This window comes from Streptomyces pristinaespiralis (assembly GCF_001278075.1).
GTDB lineage: Bacteria > Actinomycetota > Actinomycetes > Streptomycetales > Streptomycetaceae > Streptomyces > Streptomyces pristinaespiralis.
On the sequence record NZ_CP011340.1, the window covers coordinates 5460660 to 5484725 of the forward strand.

The window sequence follows — 24066 nt, forward strand, 5'->3', positions numbered from 1 at the left end:
GTCCCGGGCCACGCCCGGGCGATCCCGGCAGTACGCGAGCAAGCAAAGGCCTGCCTCTCATGCGAACGCGCAACGCCCTCGCCCTCGGAGCCGCCGCGGCGCTGATCGCGTCCGCGCTGATCAGCGGCTCCGCCGCCATCGCCGCCCGCACCCCCCGCCCACCGGTCCCCGCCACGTTCGCCGCGCCGTCCGCGTCCGCCGCGCCGGCCGAGGACCGGTCCGGCGACCGGCCCGCCGACCGTGCCCCCACCTGTGGCAAGGACTCCGACCCGGCGTTCCCGATCAGGACCCGTATCCACGGTGGTCCCACGACCGTCCGGTCCGGTTCCGGCTTCCACCCCTGGTCGGTGGACCTCACCAACACCACGCGCGAGACCTGCCACCGGATCCATCCGGTCATCGTCCTCACCGCCCAGGACCGGGGGCTCACCGAGGACCGCGTCACCCTCGAGTTCCACGACGAGGACGCGGACCGCTGGCGCCCGGTCGTGCTCGAGGAGACAACGGAGGACGAGATCGTGGGCGTCTTCGACGGCTTCCAGGGCTTCGCCGTACCGGCCGGCGGGACGGTCACCGTGCGGACGAGGCTCTCGCTCGCCGCCGGTACGCCCTCGAACACGGTCACCGTCAACGCCGCCGTCGTACAGCGCAAGGGGGACGACGGCGACTGGGTGGGCGAGTCGGGGGAATACCGCTTCACCGTCGTGGCGGGGGAGGGGGACCCGTCCTCCGAGCCCACCCCCGCCCGGCCCACCGCGGACCCGTCACCCAGCGGGTCGCGTGCCGAGGTCACGCCCGTCAGTGCGTCACCGAGCCGGTCCGGCCAGCTCGCCACCACCGGGTCCGGACCGCTCACCCGGATCGGCGTCGGGGTCGGCGGCGCGATCCTGCTGGGCGCCGGAGCCCTGGCGCTCCTCACCCGCCACCGGCGCGCGCGGCCGCGCAGGCGCTGACCCGGCCGGGCGCGCGTACCGCGCCGACGCCCTTCCGCCCAGCGTCGAGGCAAGACGGACGGCGGCGGACGACCGACAGGGACGGACATCTGCCCGGCCGGGTGAAGATCCAGACATCCTGATTAGTCTTGGGGCGTCGCCACAGCGCAGTCGCGGCGCCCCAGCACGCATACATGCACCGGCAGGAGTCCGTCTGATGGCAGAGCGCAAGCCGATCGAATCCTGGCTCACCGACATGGACGGTGTCCTCATCCATGAGGGCGTCCCGATTCCCGGCGCCGACGCTTTCATCAAGAAGCTGCGGGAGACCGGGAAGCCGTTCCTGGTGCTCACCAACAACTCCATCTACACAGCGCGCGACCTGCACGCCCGCCTGGCCCGTATGGGCCTCGACGTGCCGGTGGAGAACATCTGGACCTCGGCCCTGGCCACCGCGCAGTTCCTCGACGACCAGCGGCCGGGCGGCACCGCCTACGTCATCGGGGAGGCCGGACTGACCACGGCCCTCCACGACATCGGCTACATCCTCACCGACCACGACCCCGACTACGTGGTGCTCGGCGAGACCCGCACCTACAGCTTCGAGTCGCTGACCAAGGCGATCCGGCTGATCAACGCCGGCGCCCGGTTCATCTGCACCAACCCCGACAACACCGGCCCCTCCGCGGAGGGGCCGCTCCCCGCGACCGGCTCCGTCGCCGCGCTGATCACCAAGGCGACGGGCAAGGACCCGTACTTCGCGGGGAAGCCCAACCCGCTGATGATGCGGACCGGCCTGAACGCCATCGGCGCACACTCCGAGACCAGCGCGATGATCGGCGACCGGATGGACACCGACGTGCTCGCCGGGCTCGAGGCCGGGATGCAGACCTTCCTCGTGCTCACCGGCTCCACGACCCCCGCACTCGTCGACCGGTACCCGTTCCGGCCCTCCAAGGTCGTCGACTCGATCGCGGATCTCGTCGACCGCATCTGAGCAGGTCGGCGGCGGCGGCCGGCCCTGCGGATGCGGAAACGACCCGGACGCGTGACTCTGGCTGTATCAGGAGGTCACGATGCGTACTGGTTCCATAGCATTCCGTGTGGCGGGGGTGGCCGCCGTGCTGGTCATGGCGCCCGCCACCGCCGCATTCGCCGGTAACTCCGTGAAGGCCACGGTGAACCCGGCCGCCTCCGCGCCGGGCGGCAAGGTCGAGATCCGCGTCGTGGGGTGCCGGGACAGATCCGGCGCCGCCCGGTCCGCCGCCTTCGTCGCGGACGCCGAACTGTCGGCGAGAGGCGGGCACGGATGGCTGACCGGCACGGCGAAGGTCAGAGCCGACGCCGAGCCCGGTACCTACGCCCTGCGGGTCACCTGCGACCTCCGCGACCACCGCCACGCGGGCAGCGTCCGGGTCGAGGGCCACCCGCACGAGCCGTCGCACTCGGCCCGCCCGTCGCAGCCGTCGAAACCCTCGCATCCGTCCCGGCCGAGGCCGTCGCACACCCCCGGGCACGAGGAACCGCCGGACCGCCCCTCCCCGAGCGCGTCACGGCCCCACGAATCACCCGTCGCCCCCGTACGGGCGGGCGGAGGCGGCACCGCCGTGCTCGCCGCCCCGGTCTCGACCGTCGACACGGACGACGCCGGTCCCAGCACACCGCAGACCGTCATCGGCCTCGCCCTCGCGGGCGTGGCCGCTGTCGCCGTCGCACTCCGCAGCGCCCGCCGCCGCCGGCGGACGGGCGCCGACTAGTCATGTCCGGCACCGATCGTCCCGCCCCCTCGGCTGTCCCCGCCGAAGCCACCGGCAACGGCCGGCTGGTCACCGGAGTCGCCTGGGCGGTCCTGGTCCTCGGCCTGTGGATGTGGGGGAGCGAGGCCCCGGGCGCGCACCTCGGCAGCTCGGCCCCGACCACCGGTGACATCGCCGCGGTGGGCCGCCCGCCCGGCGTCCCGATGCCCGCCGCGCACCGGCCGATCGACGCCGCGGAGCCGCGCCGGGTGTCCGTTCCCGCCGTCGGCATCGCCGCGCCCGTCGTCCCCCGTGGCCTCGACGCCGCCGGAGCGGTCGACCCGCCCCCCTTGGACTCCCCGCAGACCGTGGGCTGGTACGGCGGCGGCACCGAACCCGGGGAGCCCGGCGCCGCGCTGCTCGTCGGGCACGTCGACACGAAGACGCAGCCCGCCGTGTTCTACGGGCTGAGCGCCGCCCGGCCGGGCGAGAAGATCGAGGTGACCCGGGCCGACGGTTCCGTCGCGGAGTTCACCATCGACGACATCAAAGTCTTCTCCCGCGACCGGTTCGACCCGCAGAAGGTCTACGGCCCCCGGCAGGAGGGCCGTGCCGAGCTGCGCCTCATCACCTGCGGCGGCACCTTCGACCGTGATGCCGGCACCTACACGGCGAACGTGGTCGTGTACGCGTACCTGACCGGCGTCCTGGCGGCCTGACGGGCCGCTCGGGCGCGGCCGGCGGCTCGTGCCGGAGCGGTCGTCACGGTATGCCGACGAGGACCGGGCGGACCCACGGACCGCCGTCCCGTGTGTGCCAGGATGGATCGACCGGTCCTGTCCGGGGGGACCCACAGGGCCGGACCGTACGAACTGTGCACCAAGGGGGAGTGGATGTACCGCAGTTTGGTCGGCCTGGGTGCCCGGACGGGCGCGTGCCTGGCCGCCGCGGGAGCGGTGCTGCTGACGGCGGGCTGTTCCTCCGACGGCGACGGCGGCAAGGACGACCGGCCGGTCGTCAGCCAGCAGCCCAAGGGCGAAGACCCGTTCTGGGTCAACCCGGACGGCAAGGCGGCCCGGCAGGTCGCCGCCTACCGCGAGAACGGCGAGACGCGGAACGCCGAGCTGATCACGAAGATCGCGCAGCAGCCGGCCGGTGAATGGATCGGCCCGGACGACCCGGAGGCGGAGGCCGAAGGCATCACCGAGGCGGCCGCGAAGGCCGACCGGGACGCCGTGCTCGTCCTCTACAACATCCCGCACCGCGACTGCGGCCAGTTCTCCAAGGGCGGCGCCGCCGACGGGAACGCCTACCGGGCATGGGTCGACAGCGTGGCCAAGGGCATCGGAGACCGGCGTGCCACGGTGATCCTCGAGCCGGACGCGGTGCTGCACCTGGTGGACAGCTGCACGCCGCAGGAGTTCCACGAGGAGCGGTACGACCTGCTCAAGGGGGCGGTGGAAAGGCTGAAGCGGCAGCCGGGGACGAAGGTGTACCTGGACGCCGGCAACGCGGGCTGGTCCAACCCGGACGCGCTGTACGACCCGCTGAAGCGGGCCGGGGCGGAGCAGGCCGACGGTTTCGCGGTGAACGTCTCCAACTTCTACCCGACGGACGCCAGCAAGCAGTTCGGCAGGAAGCTCTCGGAGAAGTTCGGCGGGAAGCACTTCGTCATCGACACCAGCCGCAACGGCAACGGCCCCTACACGGAGGGCGATCCGGCGGAGAACTGGTGCAACCCGCCCGGCCGCGCGCTGGGCGAGCCGCCGACCACCAGAACCGGGGACCCGCTCGTCGACGCCTACCTGTGGGTCAAGCGCCCCGGCGAGTCCGACGGTGACTGCAAGGGCGGCCCCAAGGCGGGCGACTGGTGGCCCGAGTACGCGCTGGACCTGGCCCGGAACACCAAGTAGAGGCACGGGAAGGGCCCGGCAGCAGGGGACGCGCTGCCGGGCCCTTCCCGTGACCGGCTACCCCGTCACGGGACCTCGACCCACACCGCCTTCGACGGTGTGCCCGCCTCGTCCGTCACGAAGAACATGTAGTAACCGGACGGCACCAGGGCCCTGTTCCGGGGCACGGTGATCTCCACGCCGTCCGCGGTCTTCTTCATCTCCAGTGCGATCGAGCGCTGGTCGACGTCGGTGACGTGCGTGACCGCACTCGGCCGCATCAGCTTCGCCGTCTTCAGCGCCTTCTCGCTCCTGACCTCGAACGTGCCCGTGTCGCCGCGTTGGACCGTCTTCGGCCCGCCGGTCACCTCGGGCCTGGTGTCGCGGTAGAGGTAGGGCGGGGTGTAGATCTCGATGCGCTGCTCGAAGACGCCCGGCCTGGTGTTGGCCTTGTCGGAGAAGAGCGAGTCGGATCCGAAGATCATGACCCGCCCGTCGGGCAGCAGCACGGAGCCGGAGTGGTAGTTGCGGCCCACGGCCGGGTCGGCGACGCGCTTGTACGTCTGCGTGCCGGGCTCGTACATCCGGGCCTGGAGCACGTCGGAGCCGCCGCGGCCCCGGTAGTCCTCGGAGCCGCCGGTGATGAGCACGGAGTCGTCGGGCAGCAGCGAGGCGCTCGGGTAGCGGGTGCCCTTGTCCAGCGAGGGTCCGTCCTTGAAGCGGGGGTTGTCGGCCTTCAGGTCGACCAGCCGGGACTTCTCGCTCGACTTCTCCGACTCGCCGACCCCGCCGCCGCCGATGACCATGAACTTCTGGTCCTGGGCGGGCGGCAGCATGACGGTTGCGGACGTCTCCATCCGGTCGGGGTCCGACAGACCGGGGATCTTGGTGAATTTGTTGGTGTCCAGGTCCCAGACGCCCGGGTCACGGCCCACGTCCGCGGGCCCGTAACCGGCGTTGGAGCCGGAGTAGAACAGCTTGCCGTTGTCCATCAGGAAGATCGCCGGGTAGGTGGGGAACTTCCTGATGACCCCGGTGTACTCCCAGGTCTTCGTCTTCGGGTCGTAGATCTCGTCCTTGCCGGGGACGATCTGCCCGATCTCGTCGAGGCCGGAGAGCGAGAGGACCCTGCCGTCCTCGAGAGTGGTCAGCGTGGGGTACCAGCGGGCCTCGTTCATGGGGTCGACGGGGACGTACTTCTCCGCGACCGGGTCGAACTCGAAGGCCTCCTTGATTCCCTGGAAGTCCTTCTTGTCGAGGGCGAGTTTCTGGGCGATGCCGTAGACGTTGCGCGCGTCGGAGCCCTTGAGGCCCTGCACGCGGTAGTTGTCCTCTGTGCCGGTCTCGTACTGCTTGCCCGACTGCTCGGCCTCGACGTAGATGCGGCCGAGGCCCGCCTCGGTGCGCAGGAAGCGGCCGGTCTTGGGATCGAAGACCTTCTTCGCCTTCTCCACCAGGACCGGGTCCTTGGAGACGAACGTCTTCCCGTTCTTCTTCCCGGTGAACTTGGTGCCCGCCGGCAGGGTCTTGGGCGCGTCCGGGTCCTCGTTGTGGACGATCATCAGGCCGCCGGCCTTGGTGACGTCGCCCTGGAGCTTCTCGTACCGCTTGGTGCCGCCGGCCACCAGCAGCTTGCCGTCGGGCAGCTGGGTGTGCCCGGCGCAGAACATGTCCTTGGGGGTGGGGATCTTCTTGAACGTGTCCGTCTGTGGGTCCCACAGCACCGACTCGAACTTCTTGGCGTCGAAGTTCTTCTGGTTGTTGCCGGAACCGGCGATCAGCAGCACCTTGCCGGTGTGCAGCAGCGCGGCGTGGATGGTGTTGATCCTGTACTCGGAGGGGACGTCGAGGAAGTCCCAGTGGCCGTTCGCCGCCTTGTACTCCGGCTTGTTGATCTTGTAGTCGTGGTACTGCTCGGAGCCGAAGCGCCAGATGGCGGGTCCGTTGAACCCGGCGACCACCACGATCACCGCCGCGCCTATGGCTATTCGGCGGGCGCGGTTCTTGCGGTGGTTCGGCCGCGCGGGCATCGTGCTCATTTCTTACGTCCCCCAAGGGCGATCTGCATGGTCTGGTCCGTGGCGGCTTCGGGACCTGGTCGGGGGTCCGCGAAGCGCGGCCGCTGCTGCGGCACATGAGGGCCGCCGGAGCCCGGCCCGTCCCCCGCGTGCCGTCTCCTGCGCTTCTTCTTCTCGGCGGCGATCCCGTACCGCCAGGCGAAGATGGGCGCGGCCGTGATCAGCAGCGCCAGCGACGCCCAGGTGATCATCGCCGGATGGTTGTGCCCGAACCAGAACGACGACGCGAGGGAGCCCCCGAAGACCGCGATGAAGAACAGGTGGATGCGGAACGTGCCGAACAGGGTGTCGGGACTGGAGGAGTCACCCTTGGGCGTCACCACGAACCGGCTCTTGCGCCGCAGCACGGCGTCCATCAGCGACCGGGCGTAGACGGGGGCGGACAGCGCCGACATCACCATGCCGGCGAGGCCGCCGGAGCCCTCGGGCTCGTGCGGCGACACGTTGTGCCGGCGGTTCCAGATGTACAGGCCGATCTGGAGGGCGGAGGCGTTGCCGTAGAGCATCATCCAGATGGCCGGGTCGATCTGCACACCGGAGGCGCCCATGCCCAGGAACAACGCGCAGCTCAGGGCCGCGAGGATCCAGTTGAGGGCGGACATCGGATAGAAGATGATCATCATCGTGTAGTTGAAGAGCTTGCCGGGCGGCAGCGTGCCGAAGCCCTTCCAGTACTGCTTGAGGATCGTCTCGTACGTGCCCCGGGACCAGCGCAGCTGCTGGGTGAAGAAGTCGGTCCAGGCCGTGGGGCCCTCGCCGACGGCCAGTACGTCGGGCGTGTAGACCGAGCGCCACTTGTTGCCGGTGGCCGGGTTGGTGGCGCGGTGCATCTCGAAGCCGGTGGCCATGTCCTCGGTGATCGAGTCGTACAGGCCGCCGATCTGCTTGATCGCCCTGATACGTACGGCGTTGGAGGTGCCGACGAACATCGGGGCGCCGTAGCGGTTGCCCGCGCGCTGGATCAGGGCGTGGAAGAGGAACTGCTGCGACTCGGCGGCCTTGGTGACGAAGGTGTCGTAGTTGCCGTAGACCTGCGGGCCGATGACGAAGCCGACGTCCGGGTCGCGGAAGTAGCCGAGCATCCGCTCCAGGTAGTTGGGCAGCGGGACGTGGTCGGTGTCGACGGAGGCGAAGAAGTCGTAGTTGCCGCCGTGCGCCTCGAGCCAGGCGTTGTAGTTGCCGTGCTTGGTCTTCGCCCGGTGCGCGCCCTTCTCCTGGTTCCACCGGGCGACGCCCTTGCGGGAGAAGTGGTGGACACCGAGACGGGCGCAGACCTCCTTGACGGCGGGGTCGTCGCCCTCGTCGAGCAGCCAGACGTGCATCAGACCCCGGTGCCGGATCTTCACCGCCGCCTCGAGGGTCTTCGTCACCATCTCCAGGGGTTCCTTGCCCGGCACGAAGGAGGTGAGGAAGGCGACGCGGGTGCCCGACTCCGGCACCACCGGCACCGGGTCGCGGGCCACCAGCGTGGCGTGGGCGTTGGACAGCACGTTCATCGTCCGGAACAGCTCGATCAGTCCGATCGAGACGAGCATGACGATGTCGAGGGCGAGCAGCAGGTCGTTCTTGAGGTTCGGGTCGCGGTCGGTCCAGTGCTGCGGCTGCATCAGCCAGGCGAACAGGCCCAGCGACAGCAGCGGCGCGGCACCGAGCAGTAGCGCGGCACGTATCCGGTGGGGTTCCTGCGAGAGCAGCGAGCGGTAGCGGACCTTGTACGGCCGGTTGGGGTCGGGCTGCGTGAGGGGGCCCGCCAGCCGGCTGTAGTGCTCGTAGTCGTAGCGCGGCAGCGCCTTCTTGGGGCGCAGCCGCGCGGTGGCGGCACGCAGATGCGCGGGCACCCGTAGCTGGGTGGTCCGCGAGGAGTCTTCCGGCTGCCCGGTGCCGTCCGGAGTCGACGTCATTGATCATCCCCCCGCACGCGGGGTCAGCGCGTGCTGTGGTCGGTCGTGTCACCTGGGCCGCAGGATCCCCTGTACCTGCTGTCCCAGGCGTGTCGGTGGTGGCTGGCCACCGTCCCTACAGACATGAAACGGTCACCCTTCGGTTGCATGATGCCCGTCGCGTGTTCCGGCCGTTACGGGGCCCCCGTCCCTTGCCCTCCACGCCGGCAACAGCCCCCGAAACCGCCCCCAACTGCCCGAAACAGACGTTCAATTGAGTGACCGGCCGCCCCATAGGTTCTCGGAGCCCGGTCATGATCGCAAGGGCGAAACGGGCCGTTAACCGGTCGTATGCGCGATTTGGAACCGTCTCGGATCGCAGGTTTCCGACCGGTAGGCATTGGCCGGAAATGATCGTACGGAGGTCGGGGGTGTGTGTCGGGGTACGGCCGAGGCCCCCTCGCCAGTGGCGAGGGGGCCTCGGTTTCGCGTGCGCCGCCAGGGACTCGAACCCCGGACCCGCTGATTAAGAGTCAGCTGCTCTAACCAACTGAGCTAGCGGCGCCTGCTGACCTGGAGAACTCTACCGGAACTCCGGCAGTGCTCCGTGCCGCCACCCTGGCCGTCGCGAAGACGCGCCAGAGCGCATCGAATCATCGTTTTTAACCTTTGATCCGTCAAAATGCATTATGTCCATACCGCTGGGACACTGACGCCCGTGAAACATCGTCAGAAGATCTTGCTGAGTGCGGAGGGGACACACATGGCTGCCGTACCGGTCTTCGAGGAGTTCGAGCCCGCCGCGGACTGTGACTGCGCGGGCTGCGCGCACAGGCGCCGCGCGCACACCGCCGGGGAGCACCCCTCGGCGCAGGGCTGCCGCAGGGCGCTGGTCGTGGTCACCGCCGCCGGGGTCGTCCTGGGATCCACCGCGGCGGGCGCGACGGCGAAGAACGCCTCCCCTGCCGGGAGCTCCGGGGAGCGGACCGGGGAGCGGGCCGTCGAACCGTGGCCGTCCACCGAACAGGGCGGCACCGCACCGCTGCACGGTCCCGCCGGCCGGCCCGCGACGGAAAAGGCACCGCTGCGCGCCGTCACCCGGGCGGAGATCATCAACCGGGCCAAGACATGGGTCGACGCCAAGGTGCCGTACAGCATGTCGAAGTACTGGTCCGACGGGTACCGCCAGGACTGCTCCGGCTATGTGTCGATGGCCTGGAACCTGGCGAAGAACGAGTGGACCGGAAGCCTCGCCCAGTTCGGCGACCGGATCACACGCGACAACCTGCAGGCCGGCGACATCCTGCTCTTCCATAATCCCGCCGACCCGACGGGCGGCTCGCACGTCACGATCTTCGGCGGCTGGACCGACTACACGCACACGTACTACACGGCGTACGAGCAGACCAAGCCGCACACCCGCAAACAGGCCACGCCGATGGCCTACTGGAACAACTCCGCCTCCTATGTCGCCTACCGCTACAAGGGCCTCGCCACCGGCACGGGCACGGGCGCCGGCGGGGGGCAGCGGGAGGCCGTCGCGTTCCCCGGCGTCTCCCGCTTCGGGCCGGGCAAGCGCAACGCGTCCGTCACGAAGCTCGGCGAGAAGCTCGTGGCGCGGGGCGGCAAGCGGTTCTACCGGGAGGGGCCCGACCCGCGCTGGACGGAGGCCGACCGGCGGGCGACCCGGGCCTTCCAGCGCGCCCAGGGCTGGCGCGGCAAGGAGGCGGACGGCCTGCCCGGACCGCACACCTGGCGGCTGCTGGTGAACAAGCAGGGCAGGAACATCCCCGCCGCGAAGCCGCCGGGCAAGGGCCCGCAGGCCGGTACGCCGGCCTTCCCGGGGCGCGCCCACTTCCGGCCCGGCCGGTCCAGCACGTACGTCACCCAACTCGGCAAGCGCCTGGTCGAGCGCGGTTACGGCAAGCACTACACATCCGGACCGGACCCGCGCTGGCGCGAGGCGGACCGCCGCAACGTCCAGGCGTTCCAGCGCGCCCAGGGCTGGCGGGGCGCGGCGGCCGACGGCTATCCGGGGCCGGAGACGTGGAGGCGTCTCTTCTCCTAGGACCCGGTCCCACGCCACCGGGACACGAGCACACCCGACGACAGAACAGAGCGACCAGCTAAGGCGGCAGGCATGAACACCACGACGTCGGAGCCGGAGGGCACCGTGCCGTCCGAGAGCCCGCGGCGCAACTTCGTCATCGCCGGCGAGACGACGACCGAGATCCCCGTCCACCTGCTGTTCAGGGACGATGCGGCCCCCCTGCGGCCGACCGTCGTGGCCCGGCGGCAGGGGACGGGGGAGCAGCCGAGGGTCGGGCACGAGCCGCCCGCCACGCAGGAACCCCAGCAGCGGCGCGGCACCGGGCCGGGCACCCTCGACCCGCAGCAGCCGGACGCGGGGACGGCGGACCCGCACAAGCCGGACCTGCGGAAGGAGGACGCACGGAAGCCGGAGCAGAAGAAGCCCGATCTCACCAAGCGCCGGGCACAGGAGCAGCCGGACGGATCCGGTCCGCGGCAGCCGCGCCAGGACGGATCCCGGCCGCAGACGTCCGGACAGCAGAAGGCCGCACCGCAGAAGCCCGGCCCGCGCGGGTCCTCCGCCGCGGCCCGGCCCCTGCCCGCCGTCGATCCGCAGATCGCCGAGCGCCCAGGACCCGTACTGCCGGGATGGACGGCGCTCGTCGCGGGCGGCTGCTCGCTCGCCGGGATCGGTGCGGTGATCTGGGGCACCGGGGCGGTGCCGGAGGTGCTCGCGGGAATCTTCGGACTGACCCCGCCGCCGTACGGGGGCATCGGGATCTGGCTGTGGTGCCTGCTCACCCTCGGGGTGATCCTGGCGCTGTTCGCCCTCGGCGGGCTCGGGCGCGGCCAGGTCGGCCGGGCGTGGGTCCTGACCCTCTGCGGCGACTACCGCGGCAGCGTGCGGCGTACCGGGCTGGTGTGGGTCAGTCCGCTGGTGCTGCGCCGGCGGATCGACGTACGGCTGCGGCACTGGCGCAGCGAGCCGATGGCCGTGGTCGACGCGGAGGGAACGCCGCTGCGCGCGGTGGTGCTCGTGGTGTGGCGGGTCAAGGACACGGCGCGTGCCGCGCTCGGCGTGGCGGACCACGAGGCGTATCTGCGGGAGCAGGTGGAGGCGGCCACCGCGCGGGTCTTCTCGCAGCTGCCCGCCGACGCCTTCCTCCCGTCGGTGCCGACGCTGCGCAACGCCGAGGCGGTCGGGGACAGGCTGACGAAGATGCTGGCGGCGGAGTGCGCGGCGGTCGGAGTGGAGGTCTTCGCGGCGCAGCCGGTGGCCGTCGACTACGCGCCGGAGGTGGCGGCCGCCATGCAGCGCCGCCGGGTCGCGGCGATCGACGCCAAGCACCGGAACGCCGTGCTGACTTCGGTGGTGGACGCGGTCGACGAGACGGTGGGGAGGCTGACCGCGCGTGGTCTGGTCGACCTGGACGACTACGAGCGCAAGGCGCTGGTGAAGGACCTGACCGTTGCCTTCTACACGGGTCGGGCGGGTGCCGTCGAGGCTCCGTGATTGGTCTGGACATCTCCAACGGCCGTCAATACATTGGAACTTGGTCTAGACCGGAACAAGCAATACCGCACGCGTGCAGCAAGTGCCTCGGAACTCCCCCACGTTCTACCAGGAGCCAAGCATGCGAAAGAAGATAGGCGCGGCCGCGGTCGGCCTCGTCGTGACGGGTGCGACCCTGCTCGCCACCGGCAGTGCGAGCAGCCACGGCTACACCGACTCACCGATCAGCCGGCAGAAGCTCTGCGCCAACAAGACGGTGAGCAACTGCGGGCAGATCCAGTGGGAGCCGCAGAGCGTCGAGGGCCCGAAGGGCTTCCCGGCCGCGGGTCCGGCCGACGGCAGGATCTGTGCGGGCGGCAACGGCCAGTTCGCCGAACTGGACGACCCGCGCGGCGGCACCTGGCCCACCACCAAGGTGAGCTCGGGCCAGAACTACACCTTCCGCTGGCAGTTCACCGCCAGGCACCGCACCACCGACTTCAAGTACTACATCACCAAGGCGGGCTGGAACCCGAGCCAGCCGCTGACCAGGGCCGCACTGGAGTCGCAGCCCTTCCTGACCATCCCCTACGGCGGTCAGCAGCCGCCGGCCACCCTGTCCCACTCCGGCAACCTTCCCCAGCGGTCGGGCCGCCATCTGATCCTGGCGGTGTGGACGGTGCACGACACGGCGAACGCCTTCTACGCCTGCTCCGACGTGCAGTTCTGACGGCAGGCCGGTCACACTGCGGCGACCCCTTCCGCCGGGGGTCGCCGTGGTCGTGTGCCCGCCCCGCCCCGCGATGTTCATGGAAGGCGGGTGCACCTGGCAGGATCATCGGATGACCGTGAAACGCTCCCTCCTCCGCCGTCCGGAGGGCCGCCCGCAGCCATGCTGATCGATCTGGAGAAAACCGAACAGCTCCCCGGCGGACTGTGCCTCGCTCATGCGCGCACCCCCATCGGACCGGTCGTCGCCCGCTGGTGCGGCGATCCCGACGCGCTGCCCGGCCGGTACGACGCCGAGTGGACGGTCGACGAGGACGTGGCCTGGCTGGCCAACACCCACCCCGCCCCCGAGCAGTCCTATCTGATCGGCCCGCGGCCGGACGGTCTGCTGCTGCGCGGCCGGCTCGACGAGGTCGCCCGGGCCGCCGCCGTCCTGGACCTGGCGGGGACCTTGATCCTTCTGGACCTGGCCGGCCCGCTGCCGGACGGGGCCCTCGGCACATGGATCGACATCCACGCGGAGCGGGAGAAGGTGGCCCTCTATCCGTACGAGCTGTGAGGAGGGCCACATCGGCGGGCGGGCCGGTGTCGCACGGCACGGCGCACCGGACACGGAAAAACCCTGTGGGGCATCCCGGATCACCGGCATGCCCCACAGGGTTTGGTTGTGCGCCGCCAGGGACTCGAACCCCGGACCCGCTGATTAAGAGTCAGCTGCTCTAACCAACTGAGCTAGCGGCGCCTCTTTTGTCCGCCGCTGCGCGGCTGACTCATTAATAGTACCTGGTCCGAAGGGGTGCTCCGGACCAGGTGCGGGCGGGCCGCCGCGGACGGCTCTAGATGGCGAGCGAGAGCACCACCGGGGCCGCCCGGCGGTTCAGGGTGTCGGCGGCCGAGCGCAGCCGGTGCGCGTGCTCGACCGGGAGGGACAGTGCCAGGCAGCCCACGGAGGAGCCGGCCGTCAGCGGCACGGCCGCGCAGACGGTGCCCACCGCGTACTCCTGGAGGTCGAGGACGGGGACCGTCGGCGGCTGGCTGTCCAGCTTGGAGAAGAGCAGCCGCTCGCTGGTGATCGTGCGCGACGTCAGACGGGCGATCTTGTGCCGGGAGAGGTGGTCGCGGCGGCCGTTCACGTCGAGCTGGGTCAGCAGGCACTTGCCGACCGCGCTGGCGTGGGCGGCGGAGCGGAAGTCCACCCACTCGTTCACCTTCGGCGTGCCGGGGCCGTCCGTGAACTGGGTGATCTTGACCTCGCCGTCGATGTAACGGCTGATGTAGACGGCGGCGCCGACCGAGTCACGCAGTTCGGTCAGGGTGTCCTGGAGCTTGGCCGCCAGCGCCTCCTTGCGGGTGGCGCCGGAGCCGAGCAGGACCAGGGATTCGCCGATCACGTAGGCGCCGTCGGCGACCTGCTCCACATACGCCTCGCGGCGGAGCATGGCCAGCATCGGGGCGAGGTGACCGGTCGGCAGGCCGGTCTCCCGTGCGATCTGGACATCGGTGACCCCGCCACCGTGCTTGGAGATCGTCTCCAGGACGCGCAAGACGTATTGCACCGAATGGAACGGCGCGGTCGGCTCGGGCTTCAGCGCCACGGTTTCCCCCTAGCAGGTTGTTACCGCAAGCTTCCCTACCACGATAGCGGCCAAGACCCGTTTGATGGGCGCCTGTTGGCGTAAATGATGAGGCGCCCCGCGTCACACGCTGGGGCGCATCACCATGGCATATGCCAGGGGCAGGAATGGTCGACGGAGTCGGAGGTCAGAGCACCGCGCCGAGGAATTCGCGAGTACGTTCGTGCTCCGGATCCGAGAAGATTTTTTCCGGCGGACCGGACTCGATCACCTTCCCGGCGTCGAACATGAGCACGTCGTCGGAGATGTCCCGGGCGAAATTCATCTCGTGGGTCACACAGAGCATGGTGATGTCCGTGGTGCGCGCGATGTCGCGCAGCAGGTCCAGCACCCCGGCGACCAGCTCGGGGTCGAGCGCCGAGGTCACCTCGTCGAGCAGCAGCACCTGCGGCCGCATGGCCAGCGCACGGGCGATCGCCACCCGCTGCTGCTGGCCGCCGGAGAGTTGCGTCGGCTTCGCGTCGCAGCGGTCGGCCAGCCCCACCAGCTCGAGGAGCTCCTTGGCGCGCACCTCGGCCTCGTCCTTGGAGAGGCCCAGCACCCGCACCGGCGCCTCCGTCAGGTTCCGCAGCACGCTCATGTTGGGGAACAGGTTGAACTGCTGGAAGACCATGCCGATCTTCTTGCGCGCCTCGCGGCGCTCCTTCTCCGGGGCCGGGAAGAGCCGGTTGCCGTTCACCTGGATCGTGCCCTCGTCGGGCGTCTCCAGGGTCATCAGCAGCCGCAGGATCGTGGTCTTGCCGGAGCCGGACGGGCCGATCAGCGTGACGTGCTTGCCCGGGCGGACCGAGAAGCAGAGGTCGTCGAGGACCGTGTTGTCGCCGAATCTCTTGGTGACGTTGTCGAACCGGATGAGGGTGTCGGGCGTGGTGCCCTTGAGGTCAGCGGACAAGGCGGCGCTCCAGGGATCGGACGAGAAGAGAAGCCGGATAGGCGATGAGGACGAAGGCGACACCGATCAGCGTCAGCGGCTCGGTGTACTGGAACGTCGACGCGCTCTCCAGCCGCGACTGCTGGAGCATTTCCAGCACGCCGATCGCTGCGAGCAGCGGAGTGTCCTTGAGCATCGCGATGACGTAGTTGCCGAGCGCGGGTGTGATCCGGCGCACGGCCTGCGGCAGGATGACCGCGATCCAGGTGCGGTGGGCGGGCAGGCTCAGTGCCGTCGCCGCCTCCCACTGCCCGGGCGGCACGGCTTCGATGCCGGCGCGGTAGACCTGCGCGGTGTACGTCGAGTAGTGCAGCCCGATCGCGATCGTGCCGGTGGTCAGGGCGGAGAACTGCACGCCCCACTCCGGCAGCACGAAGTAGAGGAAGAAGAGCTGCACCAGCAGCGGGGTGGTGCGGATGAACTCGGTGACGAGGTTCACCGGCCACCGGATGAAGCGGGTCGGCGCCCTGAACGCGATCGCCCAGACGAGACCGAGGGTGAACGAGATCAGCGAGCCGAGCACCAGCACCTGCAGCGTGATCAGCACGCCGTCCCAGAAGCGCGGCATGAAGTCCGCGATCGCGGACCAGTCCCAGGTCACTTCGAAGCACCCCCCGCCACCGCGGTACCGGCGAGCCTGTCCTCGGCGCGGTCGCTCCCGGGGCCCTTGGCGAACAGGCCGCCGAGCAGACCGGGCGGCGACTCGATGCCGATGTTCCGTTTGGTCCTGCGCTCCAGCGCCTTCATGGACCGCGTCAGCGCGAAGGCGAGCACGAAGTAGATGACCAGGCTGATCGTGTAGATCTGCGCGCTCTCCTGGGTGGCGAGGCGCACCAGGTAGGCGGCGAAGGAGACGTCACCGACGCCCAGCAGCGACACCAGGGCCGTGCCCTTGAGCAGCTCGATCAGCAGGTTGCAGAACGACGGCACCATCTCCGGCACCGCCTGCGGCAGCAGGATCAGCCGGAGCCGCTGCCACGGCGTGAAGCTCAGCGCGATGCCCGCCTCGCGCTGCGAGACGGCCACCGAGTTCAGCGCGCCCCGCACGATCTCGGCGCCGTACGCGCCGTACGACAGACCGAGTGCCAGCACCGCGGCCCACATGGGGACGAGCTGCCAGCCCATGAGCGGGGGCACCACGAAGAACAGCCAGAACATCAGGACCAGCGCGGAGGTGCCCCGGAAGATCTCGGTGTAGACGCCCGCGACGAAACGGACGGCACGCGAGCGGTGGGTGCGTGCCGTGCCGACGGTGAAGGCGACGGCGGCCGCCAGCGCCGCGCTGTACACGAGCAGTTGAACGGTGATCCATATACCGGGCAGCACCCAGTTCTGCCAGAGTCCGGCTGTCATCGGCACAGCTCCTCGGCAGTGAGCGTGGTCATCTCGTTCTTCGTGAAGCCGAACGGCTTCAGAATGCGGAAGAGCTCGCCGCTCTTCTTCATCTTGTGGATCTCGACGTTGAAGGCGTCACGCAGTTCGGTGTCGGTCGGCCGGAACGCGAACCCGCCGCCGTCGATCTGCTTCTCGCCGTCGACCACGGCCGCGAACGGCTCGGTCGCCTCCGCCCTGGTGCTCTTCCTCACCACCTCGCGGGCGGTCAGCGCGGTGCCGGCGAAGACGTCCACCCGCCCGGACTCGACGGCGTTCAGCCCGGCCACCTGGTCCTGGAGGATGACGATGTCCTTCTCCGGAATGCCCGCGGCGACCGCGTAGGCGATCTCGGCGTAGCCCGTTCCGGTGGAGAATTTCGCCTTCGCCTTCACCACGTCCTCGTAGCTGCGCAGGTTCTTGGGGTTGCCCTTGCGCACGATGAAGGAGTCGAGCATCTGGTATTCGGGGTCGGCGAAGATGACCTGCTCGCACCGCTCCTTGTTGATGTACATCCCCGCGGAGACCACATCGAACTGCTGCGAGTTCAGCCCGGGTATGAGGGACGCGAAGTCGGTCGCGACCGGCTGGACACTCTCTATCCCGAGCCGCTGGAAGATGACCCGGGCCAGCTCAGGGGCCTCGCCCGTGAACTCGCCCTGCTCATCGACATAGCCGTAGGGCACCTCGCCCGCGATGCCGAGGCGTACGGTGCCCTGGGACTTCAGCCGGGCCAGCGCGTCGCCGGACGGCACGCGACTGCACCCCGCCGCACCGGCGACGGTCAGCGCGCCGGCGGCCGCCGTGCCGAGCAACAGGGCGCGTCTGCTCATCGATCCTGGTTGTCTTGTTCGAGCCATGGGCGCGCGGCTACCCGGGCGCCCGCCGGGTATGCGTACGAGATGGCCGACCGATACCTGACCGTTGCCTTGAGCAAGCGGGGCGTGGAGTGCACCGCCCGCCTGCTGTTCGACAAAGCCCCGCTGACCTGCGCGGCCGTGTGGGAGGCGCTGCCGCTCGCCGGAGATGTCTACCATGCGAAATACGCGCGGAACGAGATCTATGCGCTGTTGCCGGCCTTCGCCGCGCAGGAGCCGCCGCTGGAGAACCCGACAGTCACCCCCATCCCGGGCGATCTGTGCTATTTCACCTTCACCGACGTGCAGTTGGGCACGGACTCCTACGGCTACGAGTCCGGCGCCGCGCACCGTGGGCGTGCGACGGTCGTGGACCTCGCGCTGTTCTACGAACGCAACAACCTGCTGCTGAACGGGGACACGGGGTGGGTGCCGGGCATCGTGTGGGGCGAGGTCGTCGAAGGGCTCGACGTGATGGCCGAAGCGTGCCAGGACCTGTGGCGGACGGGGGCGGCGGGCGAGACGCTCTCGTTCCGGAGGGCGTAGGGATCGGGCCGCGGGTGGGGCGGGCCCGCGCAGCGGTCACGGGCCCGGTACGCCCGCCTCGTACAGCGTGTGCGCCGCCCGCAGCACCACCGCGTCCGCGTGGCGCGGCCCGACCAGCTGGACGCCGATCGGCAGGCCCGCGTCGTCCCTGCCGCACGGCACCGACGCCGCGGGCTGCTGCGTCAGGTTGAAGGGGTACGTGAACGGCGTCCAGCCCGTCCAGCGGTGGTGCGGTGAGCCCGCGGGGACCTCCGCGCCCGCCTCGAACGCCGTGATCGGCAGCGTCGGCGTGACCAGCAGGTCGTACGACGTGTGGAAGCGGCCCATCCGCCGGCCCAGCGCCATCCTCGTGTCGACCGCCGCAAGATAGTCGAGCGCGCTGTACCCGGCCCCGGCCGCGACGATCTCCCGGAGGCCGGGGTCGAGCCGTGCACGCTGCTCCGTGCCGAGGTGCTGCACCAGCCGGGCCGCGCCGCTGAACCACAGGATGTGGAAGGCCTCGACCGGGTCCGCTACGTCGGGGTCGGCCTCCTCGACGTACGCCCCGGCGTCCGCGAGCGCGCCCACGGCCCGCCGTACCGCCGCGGCGACGGCGGGCCGCACCGCGACCTGGCCGCCGAACGAGGGGGAGTACGCGATCCGCAGGCCCTTGACGCCCTCGGCGAGGCCCGCGGCCACCGACGAGGAGGGGCCCAGATGGGACCAGTCCCGCCAGTCCTCGCCCGTGATCACGTCGAGGACGAGCGCCGCGTCCGCCGCGTCCCGGGTCAGCGGCCCGACGTGGGCCAGCGTCCCGAAGGGGCTCGAGGGGTACATCGGCACCCGCCCGTACGTCGGTTTGAGCCCGAAGACGCCGCAGAAGGAGGCCGGGATGCGGACCGAACCGCCGCCGTCCGTCCCGAGCGACAGCGCGCCCGCGCCCAGCGCGACGGCCGCCGCGCTGCCGCCGCTGGACCCGCCCGCGGTACGTGACGGGTCCCACGGATTGCGGGTCACTCCGTACCGCGGGGAGTCGGTGACGCCCTTCCAGCCGAACTCGGGCGTCGTCGTCTTGCCGAGGAACACCGCGTTGTGGGCACGCAGCCGGGCGACCGACGGCGCGTCCTCGTCCCAGGGCCCGTCGCCGCCGATGGTCCACGAGCCGCGCAGTGTCGGGCCGCCGCGCTGGAGCAGGAGGTCCTTCACCGTGACGGGCACCCCGTCCAGCAGTCCTTCCGGCTCGCCGCGGTGCCAGCGCCGTGCCGACGCCTCCGCCTGCGCCACGGCCTCCTCGGCGTCGACCCGGACGAAGGCGTTGACCCGCGGTTCCGTCTCTTCGATCCGTTCCAGCGCGGCCCGGGTCGCCTCGACGGGGGAGAAGTCGCCCTTTCGGTAGCCGGCCAGCAGTCGACGTGCGGTGAGGTCACTCAGACGAGTCGTCATGCATGGGGACGTACCCACGTTTCTTGTCCACCACGTTCGGCAGGGGCCTTCCGGCGGACCAGGCTTCGTACATGTCGACGAACTGTTCCCCCAGCCGGTCGCGCCAGCCGACCGTGTCTCCGCTCATGTGCGGCGAGACGATCAGGCCCGGTGCGTCCCACAGCGGACTGCCGGACGGCAGCGGCTCCTGCTCGAAGACGTCGAGGGCGGCTCCCGCGATCCACCGCTTGTCGAGCGCGGCGACCAGGTCGCTCTCGACCACGAGCGGGCCGCGTCCGACGTTCACGAAGCGGGCGGAGGGCTGCATCAGGTCGAAGCGCCGGGCGTCGAACATGCCCCGGGTGTCGTCGGTGAGCGGCGCCGCGCACACCACCCAGTCCGCGCGTGCCAGCAGCGGATCGAGGTCGCGGACGCCGTGGATGCCGTCGCGGGGGGTCCGGCCGACGACGGCGGTGAGGATGCCGAGCGCCTTGAGCGTGCGGGCGATCGTCCTGCCGATCGGTCCCGCTCCGACCACGGCGGCTCGCGTCCCCGCCACCGACAGGCCCTCCCGGTGGCGCCAGTGCCGCTGCCGCTGGAGGTCGAGGGTGCCGGGCAGGTCCTTGGCCATGGCCAGGATCAGCGCGGCCACGTATTCGGCGATGGGCCTCTCGAAGATCCCGCGGGCGTTGGTCACGACGGTGTCGGATTCGGCCAGTTCCGGGCAGAGCAGCCGGTCCACGCCGGCGCTCGGCGTGTGCACCCAGCGCGGCCGGGAGCCGTCGCCCGGCCAGGCGCGGCGGACCGCGTCAGAGGTGAAGTCCCACACCAACAACACGTCCGCGGAAGGCAGTTGCTCAGCGAGGGTGTCCTCGTCCGCGTAGGCCACACGGACCTTTCCGGTCAGCCGGCCGAGCCGCGGCAAAGGGTCGGCCGCCAGTACGAGAAGTTTCGGTTCGGACATCGGGCGGAAACCGCTTCCTCGCGTCTGACATGTACGGATTGACCACGCTCGCACCCGAACCTACCGTCGTCAACAACACACCGAGGGGGCCTGCGATGGACGTCTCCTTTCTGGGTGGACCACAGCCGCAGCACGGCATCGGCGTGGTCGCCCCCTTCGACTTCGCGCTGGACCGTGAGCTGTGGCGCTGGGTCCCCGACGACGTCTCGCTGCGTCTGACGCGCACCCCCTTCGTACCCGTCGGGGTCTCCCTCGATCTGGCCCGGCTGGTGAGCGAGCACGAGACGCTGCGCGAGGCCGTACGGGCCCTCGGCGCGTCCGAGCCCGAGGTCATCGCGTACGCCTGCGCCTCGGGCAGTTTTGTGGGGGGCCTCGCCGGGGAACGCGCCATGTGCGAGGTGATGAACTCGGCGGGCGAGGTGCCCTCACTCACCACCTCCGGGGCGCTGATACAGGCGCTCGAGGAGCTCGGCGCGGGCCGGATCGCCCTGGTCACGCCCTATACGGAATCGGTCACCCGCTCACTGGAGGCGTATCTGGGAGAAGCTGGAGTGACGGTGACGGGCTGCGCCTTTCTGGGCCTGACCCGCCACATCTGGAAGGTGCCGTACCGGGCGGTGGTGGACATGGCGAGAACGGCGGTGGTCGGTGCGGCCGACACGCTGTTCATCAGCTGCACCAACCTGGCGACGTACGACACGATCCCGCAGCTGGAGGCCGAGCTGAGAATGCCGGTGCTGTCCGCCAACCAGGTGACGATGTGGGCCGCGCTGCGCGCCATCGGCTCCCGGGCCGTCGGCCCTTACCAGACACTTCTCATGGAGCCGGAGGCACTCGCAGGGACGCTGCCGGACGCGCAGCCGGAGCCGCAGCCCGAAGAACAGGAAGGCTGGACATGACGACGGTCGGACTTCTCTACCCGGGACACTCCGCGGAGGACGACTACCCACGACTCGAGGTCCTGCTGGACAGCGACATCAGGCTGCCCATCATCCACACCGACATCGGCGAGGACGCGCACCGCGTCGACGCGCTGCTGAAGATGGGCACGCCGGAGCGGTTCGCCACCGGTATGGAGGCGCTGAGGCTCGAGGGGGCCGAGTCGGTGGTGTGGGCGTGCACCAGCGGAAGCTTCGTCCTCGGGTGGGAGGGCGCCCACGAGCAGGTGCGCGAGCTCGCCAAGGCGGCGGGGATGCCCGCGTCGAGCACCTCCTTCGGCTTCGTGAACGCCGTGCGGCACCTCGGGATGCCGCGGGTCGCGATCGCCGCCACCTATCCGGCGGACGTCACCGAGTACTTCGCGGCCTTTCTCGAGAAGTCCGGCGCCGTGGTCGTCTCCGGCAGGGACGCCGGCATCCTGACGGCCGAGGAGGTCGGCACCTGGGGCCGCGAGCAGGTTCTCGAGCTCGCCCGCTCGGCCGACCATCCCGACGCGGACGTGGTGCTGATGCCCGACACGGCCCTGCACACCGTCGCCCACCTGGCCGACCTGGAGGAGGCGCTGGGCAAGCCGGTGCTCACCGCCAACCAGGTGACCGTGTGGGAGGGACTGCGGCTGGCGGACCGGCGGGCCTGGGGCGACAAGCTGGGCAGGCTCTTCGCCCGCCCCGACTGAGCCCCGCGCGTCTTGCGTGCGGTCGGCCGGCGCTCCCCCGGGGGAGCGCCGGCCGACCGTTGTGCGGGGGCCGCCCGATGGTCAGGCGGACCGGGCGAGTGTTTCCGGGTGGACAGGATCGGCGAACGGCAGACCGCTCCCGTACCGCTCCAGCTCGTCCAGCGCCGCGTGCGTCATACGGCCCAGCTCGTTGCCGAGGGAGCCGGCCACATGCGGGGTGAGCAGCACGTTCGGCAGGTCGTACAGCGGTGAGCCGGCCGGCAGGACCTCCGGGTCCGTCACGTCGAGGACGGCGTTCAGCCGGCCGGCGACCAGTTCGTCGGTGAGGGCGACGGTGTCCACGAGCGAGCCCCGCGCCGTGTTCACGACCGTGGCCCCGTCCGGCAGCGCCGCGAGCCGGGCACGGTCGAACAGGTGGCGGGTCTCCGGCAGCTCGGGAGCGTGCAGGGTCACCACGTCGCTGCAGCGGGCCAGGGTGTCCAGATCCACCGGGCGGACGCCGAGCCGCTGCGCCTCCTCCGCCGGGAGGTACGGGTCGTGCAGCAGGATCCGCAGGTCGTAGGGGCGCAGCAGCTCGACGACGCGCCGCCCGATCCGGGACGCGCCGACGACCCCGACCGTGCGGCCGTAGTTGCCGCCGGAGCCGATGACGTCGATGGGGCTCACCCAGCGGCGCTGCTCCCGGTACACCCGCGCCGTGTGCAGCACCCGCTTCCCGGCGAAGAGGATCGCGGCGACCGTGTACTCGGCGACCGGCAGGGCGTTGGCCCGGGCCGCGGAGGCGACCGTGATACCCCGCTGCCAGCAGGCGGCGGTGATGTGGTGCTTCACGGACCCGGCCGCGTGCACGACCGTACGGAGCCGCGGCATCCGCTCGAGCGCCCCGGCGGTCAGCGGCGGGCAGCCCCAGCCGGTGAAAAGGGCCTCCGCCTCCGCGAGCCGTCCCGCGACCGCCGGGTCGGCGAAGTCGCCGACCACGCACGACGGGTCGGTGTCCGCGACGGCGACGAGCCGGGCGAGTGCCACGTCGTCGAACAGGGCGCGGCGGACGGGCAGGTCCATCGCGAGGACGGTACGGGGACGGCGGTACGGGCGGTGCGCGGACCTCACTTGACGGCTCCCGCGGTCAGGCCGGAACGCCAGTAGCGCTGGAGCGCGACGAAGGCGGCGGCGAGCGGCACGATGGACAGCAGCGATCCGGTGATGACGAAGGCGTAGAACTGCGGCTCCTGCGCCAGGGTGGCGTTCCAGTTGAACAGGCCGAGGCCCACCGGGTAGAGCGCGGAGTCGTTCAGCATGACCAGCGGCAGGAAGAAGTTGTTCCAGCTGCCGGTGAACGAGAAGAGGAAGATCGTCATGAAGGCGGGCGACAGCATCGGCAGTGCCACGGAGCGGAACGTGCGCAGCTCTCCCGCGCCGTCGATCCGGGCGGCCTCCAGGGTCTCGCCGGGGACGTAGCTCTCCGCGAAGACCCTCGCGAGGTACACGCCGAACGGATTGACCAGGCCGGGGACGAGAACGGCCCAGTAGGTGTTCACCAGACCGGTCTGCGAGGCCATCAGGTACATGGGCAGCGAGATCACGGTGTGCGGCACGAGGATGCCCAGCAGCACCAGGCCGTACAGCTTCTCCTTGCCCCGGAAGGCGTACTTGTCGAAGGCGTAGCCCGCGAGGAGCGAGATCAGGGTCGAGGCGAGCGCGCCGGCGACCGAGTACAGCATGCTGTTCGCGAGCCAGCGGCCGAAGATCCCGTCCTGGTACGCGAAGAGATCGGCGAGGTTGGAGAAGAGGTTGAACTCGGCGAGCCGGAATCCCGGCCGGCCGAACAGGTCGCCGTTGTTCTTGGTGGCGTTGACCAGCAGCCAGCTGAGCGGCATGAGGGTGTAGAGGGCGACGAGGGCGAGCAGCGTGTTGACGACGGTGCGCGACGCCCAGGTGCTCTTCGCGGTGGCCGGGGAGGTGCTCGGTGCGGTCATG

Annotated in this window: 23 protein-coding genes and 2 tRNA genes; 12 read left to right on the top strand and 13 right to left on the bottom strand. The window is 70.5% G+C overall.

All coding sequences use genetic code 11. The features are described from left to right. Positions 1-59: 59 nt before the first annotated feature. The 5 genes from SPRI_RS23260 to SPRI_RS23280 all read left to right on the top strand — a co-directional run bounded on the left by SPRI_RS23260 (position 60) and on the right by SPRI_RS23280 (position 4581). Entirely contained in the window at positions 60-953 is an 894-nt protein-coding gene (locus SPRI_RS23260) for a hypothetical protein (protein ID WP_005317125.1), read from the top strand. 196 nt (positions 954-1149) lie between these two features. Then, entirely contained in the window at positions 1150-1929 is a 780-nt protein-coding gene (locus SPRI_RS23265) for an HAD-IIA family hydrolase (protein ID WP_005317128.1), read from the top strand. A gap of 106 nt (positions 1930-2035) precedes the next feature. Continuing rightward, the gene (locus SPRI_RS23270; protein WP_238996247.1) at positions 2036-2689 is read left to right on the top strand and encodes a hypothetical protein; all 654 of its coding nucleotides are present in this window, start codon (positions 2036-2038) and stop codon (positions 2687-2689) included. A 2-nt stretch (positions 2690-2691) separates the two neighbouring features. After that, positions 2692-3387 carry a class F sortase gene (locus tag SPRI_RS23275; RefSeq protein ID WP_053557260.1) on the top strand — a complete coding sequence of 232 codons (696 nt, stop codon included), beginning with the start codon at positions 2692-2694 and terminating at the stop codon, positions 3385-3387. A gap of 174 nt (positions 3388-3561) precedes the next feature. After that, the gene (locus SPRI_RS23280; RefSeq protein WP_037776775.1) at positions 3562-4581 is read left to right on the top strand and encodes a glycoside hydrolase family 6 protein; all 1020 of its coding nucleotides are present in this window, start codon (positions 3562-3564) and stop codon (positions 4579-4581) included. A gap of 65 nt (positions 4582-4646) precedes the next feature. Here SPRI_RS23280 and glxA read toward each other — a convergent pair whose 3' ends face one another. The 3 genes from glxA to SPRI_RS23295 form a co-directional block, all read right to left on the bottom strand. Beyond that, positions 4647-6599 (bottom strand): radical copper oxidase GlxA, encoded by a 1953-nt coding sequence (gene glxA / locus SPRI_RS23285; RefSeq protein ID WP_005317135.1) that lies wholly within the window; start codon positions 6597-6599, stop codon positions 4647-4649. Continuing rightward, positions 6596-8539 (bottom strand): glycosyltransferase family 2 protein, encoded by a 1944-nt coding sequence (locus SPRI_RS23290; protein WP_005317137.1) that lies wholly within the window; start codon positions 8537-8539, stop codon positions 6596-6598. The genes glxA and SPRI_RS23290 overlap by 4 nt, the downstream gene beginning before the upstream one ends. 470 nt (positions 8540-9009) lie before the next feature. Beyond that, positions 9010-9083: transfer RNA gene (locus SPRI_RS23295), tRNA-Lys, on the bottom strand. Positions 9084-9281: 198 nt separating this feature from the next. Here SPRI_RS23295 and SPRI_RS23300 point away from each other — a divergent pair. The 4 genes from SPRI_RS23300 to SPRI_RS23315 all read left to right on the top strand — a co-directional run bounded on the left by SPRI_RS23300 (position 9282) and on the right by SPRI_RS23315 (position 13329). Continuing rightward, on the top strand, positions 9282-10586 hold the full coding sequence (locus tag SPRI_RS23300) for a peptidoglycan-binding protein (RefSeq protein ID WP_005317140.1): 1305 nt from the start codon (positions 9282-9284) through the stop codon (positions 10584-10586). A gap of 72 nt (positions 10587-10658) precedes the next feature. Continuing rightward, positions 10659-12062 (top strand): SPFH domain-containing protein, encoded by a 1404-nt coding sequence (locus SPRI_RS23305; RefSeq protein ID WP_005317142.1) that lies wholly within the window; start codon positions 10659-10661, stop codon positions 12060-12062. 121 nt (positions 12063-12183) lie between these two features. Further along, entirely contained in the window at positions 12184-12771 is a 588-nt protein-coding gene (locus SPRI_RS23310) for a lytic polysaccharide monooxygenase auxiliary activity family 9 protein (protein WP_005317157.1), read from the top strand. Positions 12772-12933: 162 nt separating this feature from the next. Beyond that, positions 12934-13329, top strand: a complete 396-nt coding sequence (locus tag SPRI_RS23315) for a hypothetical protein (protein ID WP_050791556.1) — start codon at positions 12934-12936, stop codon at positions 13327-13329. Positions 13330-13438: 109 nt separating this feature from the next. Here the strand turns inward: SPRI_RS23315 and SPRI_RS23320 are convergent. The 6 genes from SPRI_RS23320 to ehuB form a co-directional block, all read right to left on the bottom strand. Continuing rightward, positions 13439-13512 (bottom strand) — tRNA-Lys (locus tag SPRI_RS23320). Positions 13513-13606: 94 nt separating this feature from the next. Next, a complete protein-coding gene (locus tag SPRI_RS23325) occupies positions 13607-14365 on the bottom strand; it encodes an IclR family transcriptional regulator (RefSeq protein WP_053557261.1) in 759 nt (252 codons plus the stop codon). A gap of 166 nt (positions 14366-14531) precedes the next feature. Beyond that, complete coding sequence (locus SPRI_RS23330) at positions 14532-15296, bottom strand: amino acid ABC transporter ATP-binding protein (RefSeq protein ID WP_005317160.1); 765 nt, start codon at positions 15294-15296, stop codon at positions 14532-14534. Beyond that, positions 15286-15936: an ectoine/hydroxyectoine ABC transporter permease subunit EhuD gene (gene ehuD, locus SPRI_RS23335; RefSeq protein WP_005317161.1), complete on the bottom strand. Its 651-nt coding sequence runs from the start codon at positions 15934-15936 to the stop codon at positions 15286-15288. The genes SPRI_RS23330 and ehuD overlap by 11 nt, the downstream gene beginning before the upstream one ends. Next, positions 15933-16688, bottom strand: a complete 756-nt coding sequence (gene ehuC / locus SPRI_RS23340; protein ID WP_005317162.1) for an ectoine/hydroxyectoine ABC transporter permease subunit EhuC — start codon at positions 16686-16688, stop codon at positions 15933-15935. Before ehuC ends, ehuD begins: the two co-directional genes overlap by 4 nt. Beyond that, positions 16685-17539, bottom strand: a complete 855-nt coding sequence (ehuB, locus tag SPRI_RS23345; RefSeq protein ID WP_086025602.1) for an ectoine/hydroxyectoine ABC transporter substrate-binding protein EhuB — start codon at positions 17537-17539, stop codon at positions 16685-16687. Before ehuB ends, ehuC begins: the two co-directional genes overlap by 4 nt. A 69-nt stretch (positions 17540-17608) precedes the next feature. Here ehuB and SPRI_RS23350 point away from each other — a divergent pair, with 69 nt between their 5' ends. Further along, complete coding sequence (locus SPRI_RS23350) at positions 17609-18109, top strand: DUF3830 family protein (RefSeq protein WP_005317167.1); 501 nt, start codon at positions 17609-17611, stop codon at positions 18107-18109. Between the two features lie 36 nt (positions 18110-18145). Here SPRI_RS23350 and SPRI_RS23355 read toward each other — a convergent pair whose 3' ends face one another. Continuing rightward, positions 18146-19531 carry an amidase gene (locus SPRI_RS23355; protein ID WP_053557262.1) on the bottom strand — a complete coding sequence of 462 codons (1386 nt, stop codon included), beginning with the start codon at positions 19529-19531 and terminating at the stop codon, positions 18146-18148. After that, complete coding sequence (locus tag SPRI_RS23360; protein ID WP_005317172.1) at positions 19512-20474, bottom strand: D-2-hydroxyacid dehydrogenase; 963 nt, start codon at positions 20472-20474, stop codon at positions 19512-19514. Before SPRI_RS23360 ends, SPRI_RS23355 begins: the two co-directional genes overlap by 20 nt. 95 nt (positions 20475-20569) lie before the next feature. On the opposite strand from SPRI_RS23360, the gene SPRI_RS23365 reads away from it, so the two are divergent. Together SPRI_RS23365 and SPRI_RS23370 are read left to right on the top strand one after the other, a co-directional pair. Next, positions 20570-21373, top strand: coding sequence for a maleate cis-trans isomerase family protein (locus SPRI_RS23365; RefSeq protein WP_037774577.1), 804 nt, complete (start codon positions 20570-20572; stop codon positions 21371-21373). Beyond that, positions 21370-22089 carry a maleate cis-trans isomerase family protein gene (locus SPRI_RS23370; RefSeq protein ID WP_037774579.1) on the top strand — a complete coding sequence of 240 codons (720 nt, stop codon included), beginning with the start codon at positions 21370-21372 and terminating at the stop codon, positions 22087-22089. Before SPRI_RS23365 ends, SPRI_RS23370 begins: the two co-directional genes overlap by 4 nt. Positions 22090-22170: 81 nt before the next feature. Here SPRI_RS23370 and SPRI_RS23375 read toward each other — a convergent pair whose 3' ends face one another. Both SPRI_RS23375 and SPRI_RS23380 read right to left on the bottom strand, forming a co-directional pair. Then, on the bottom strand, positions 22171-23151 hold the full coding sequence (locus SPRI_RS23375) for a hydroxyacid dehydrogenase (protein ID WP_050791736.1): 981 nt from the start codon (positions 23149-23151) through the stop codon (positions 22171-22173). Positions 23152-23195: 44 nt separating this feature from the next. Next, complete coding sequence (locus SPRI_RS23380) at positions 23196-24065, bottom strand: carbohydrate ABC transporter permease (RefSeq protein ID WP_005317178.1); 870 nt, start codon at positions 24063-24065, stop codon at positions 23196-23198. Position 24066 lies beyond the last annotated feature (1 nt).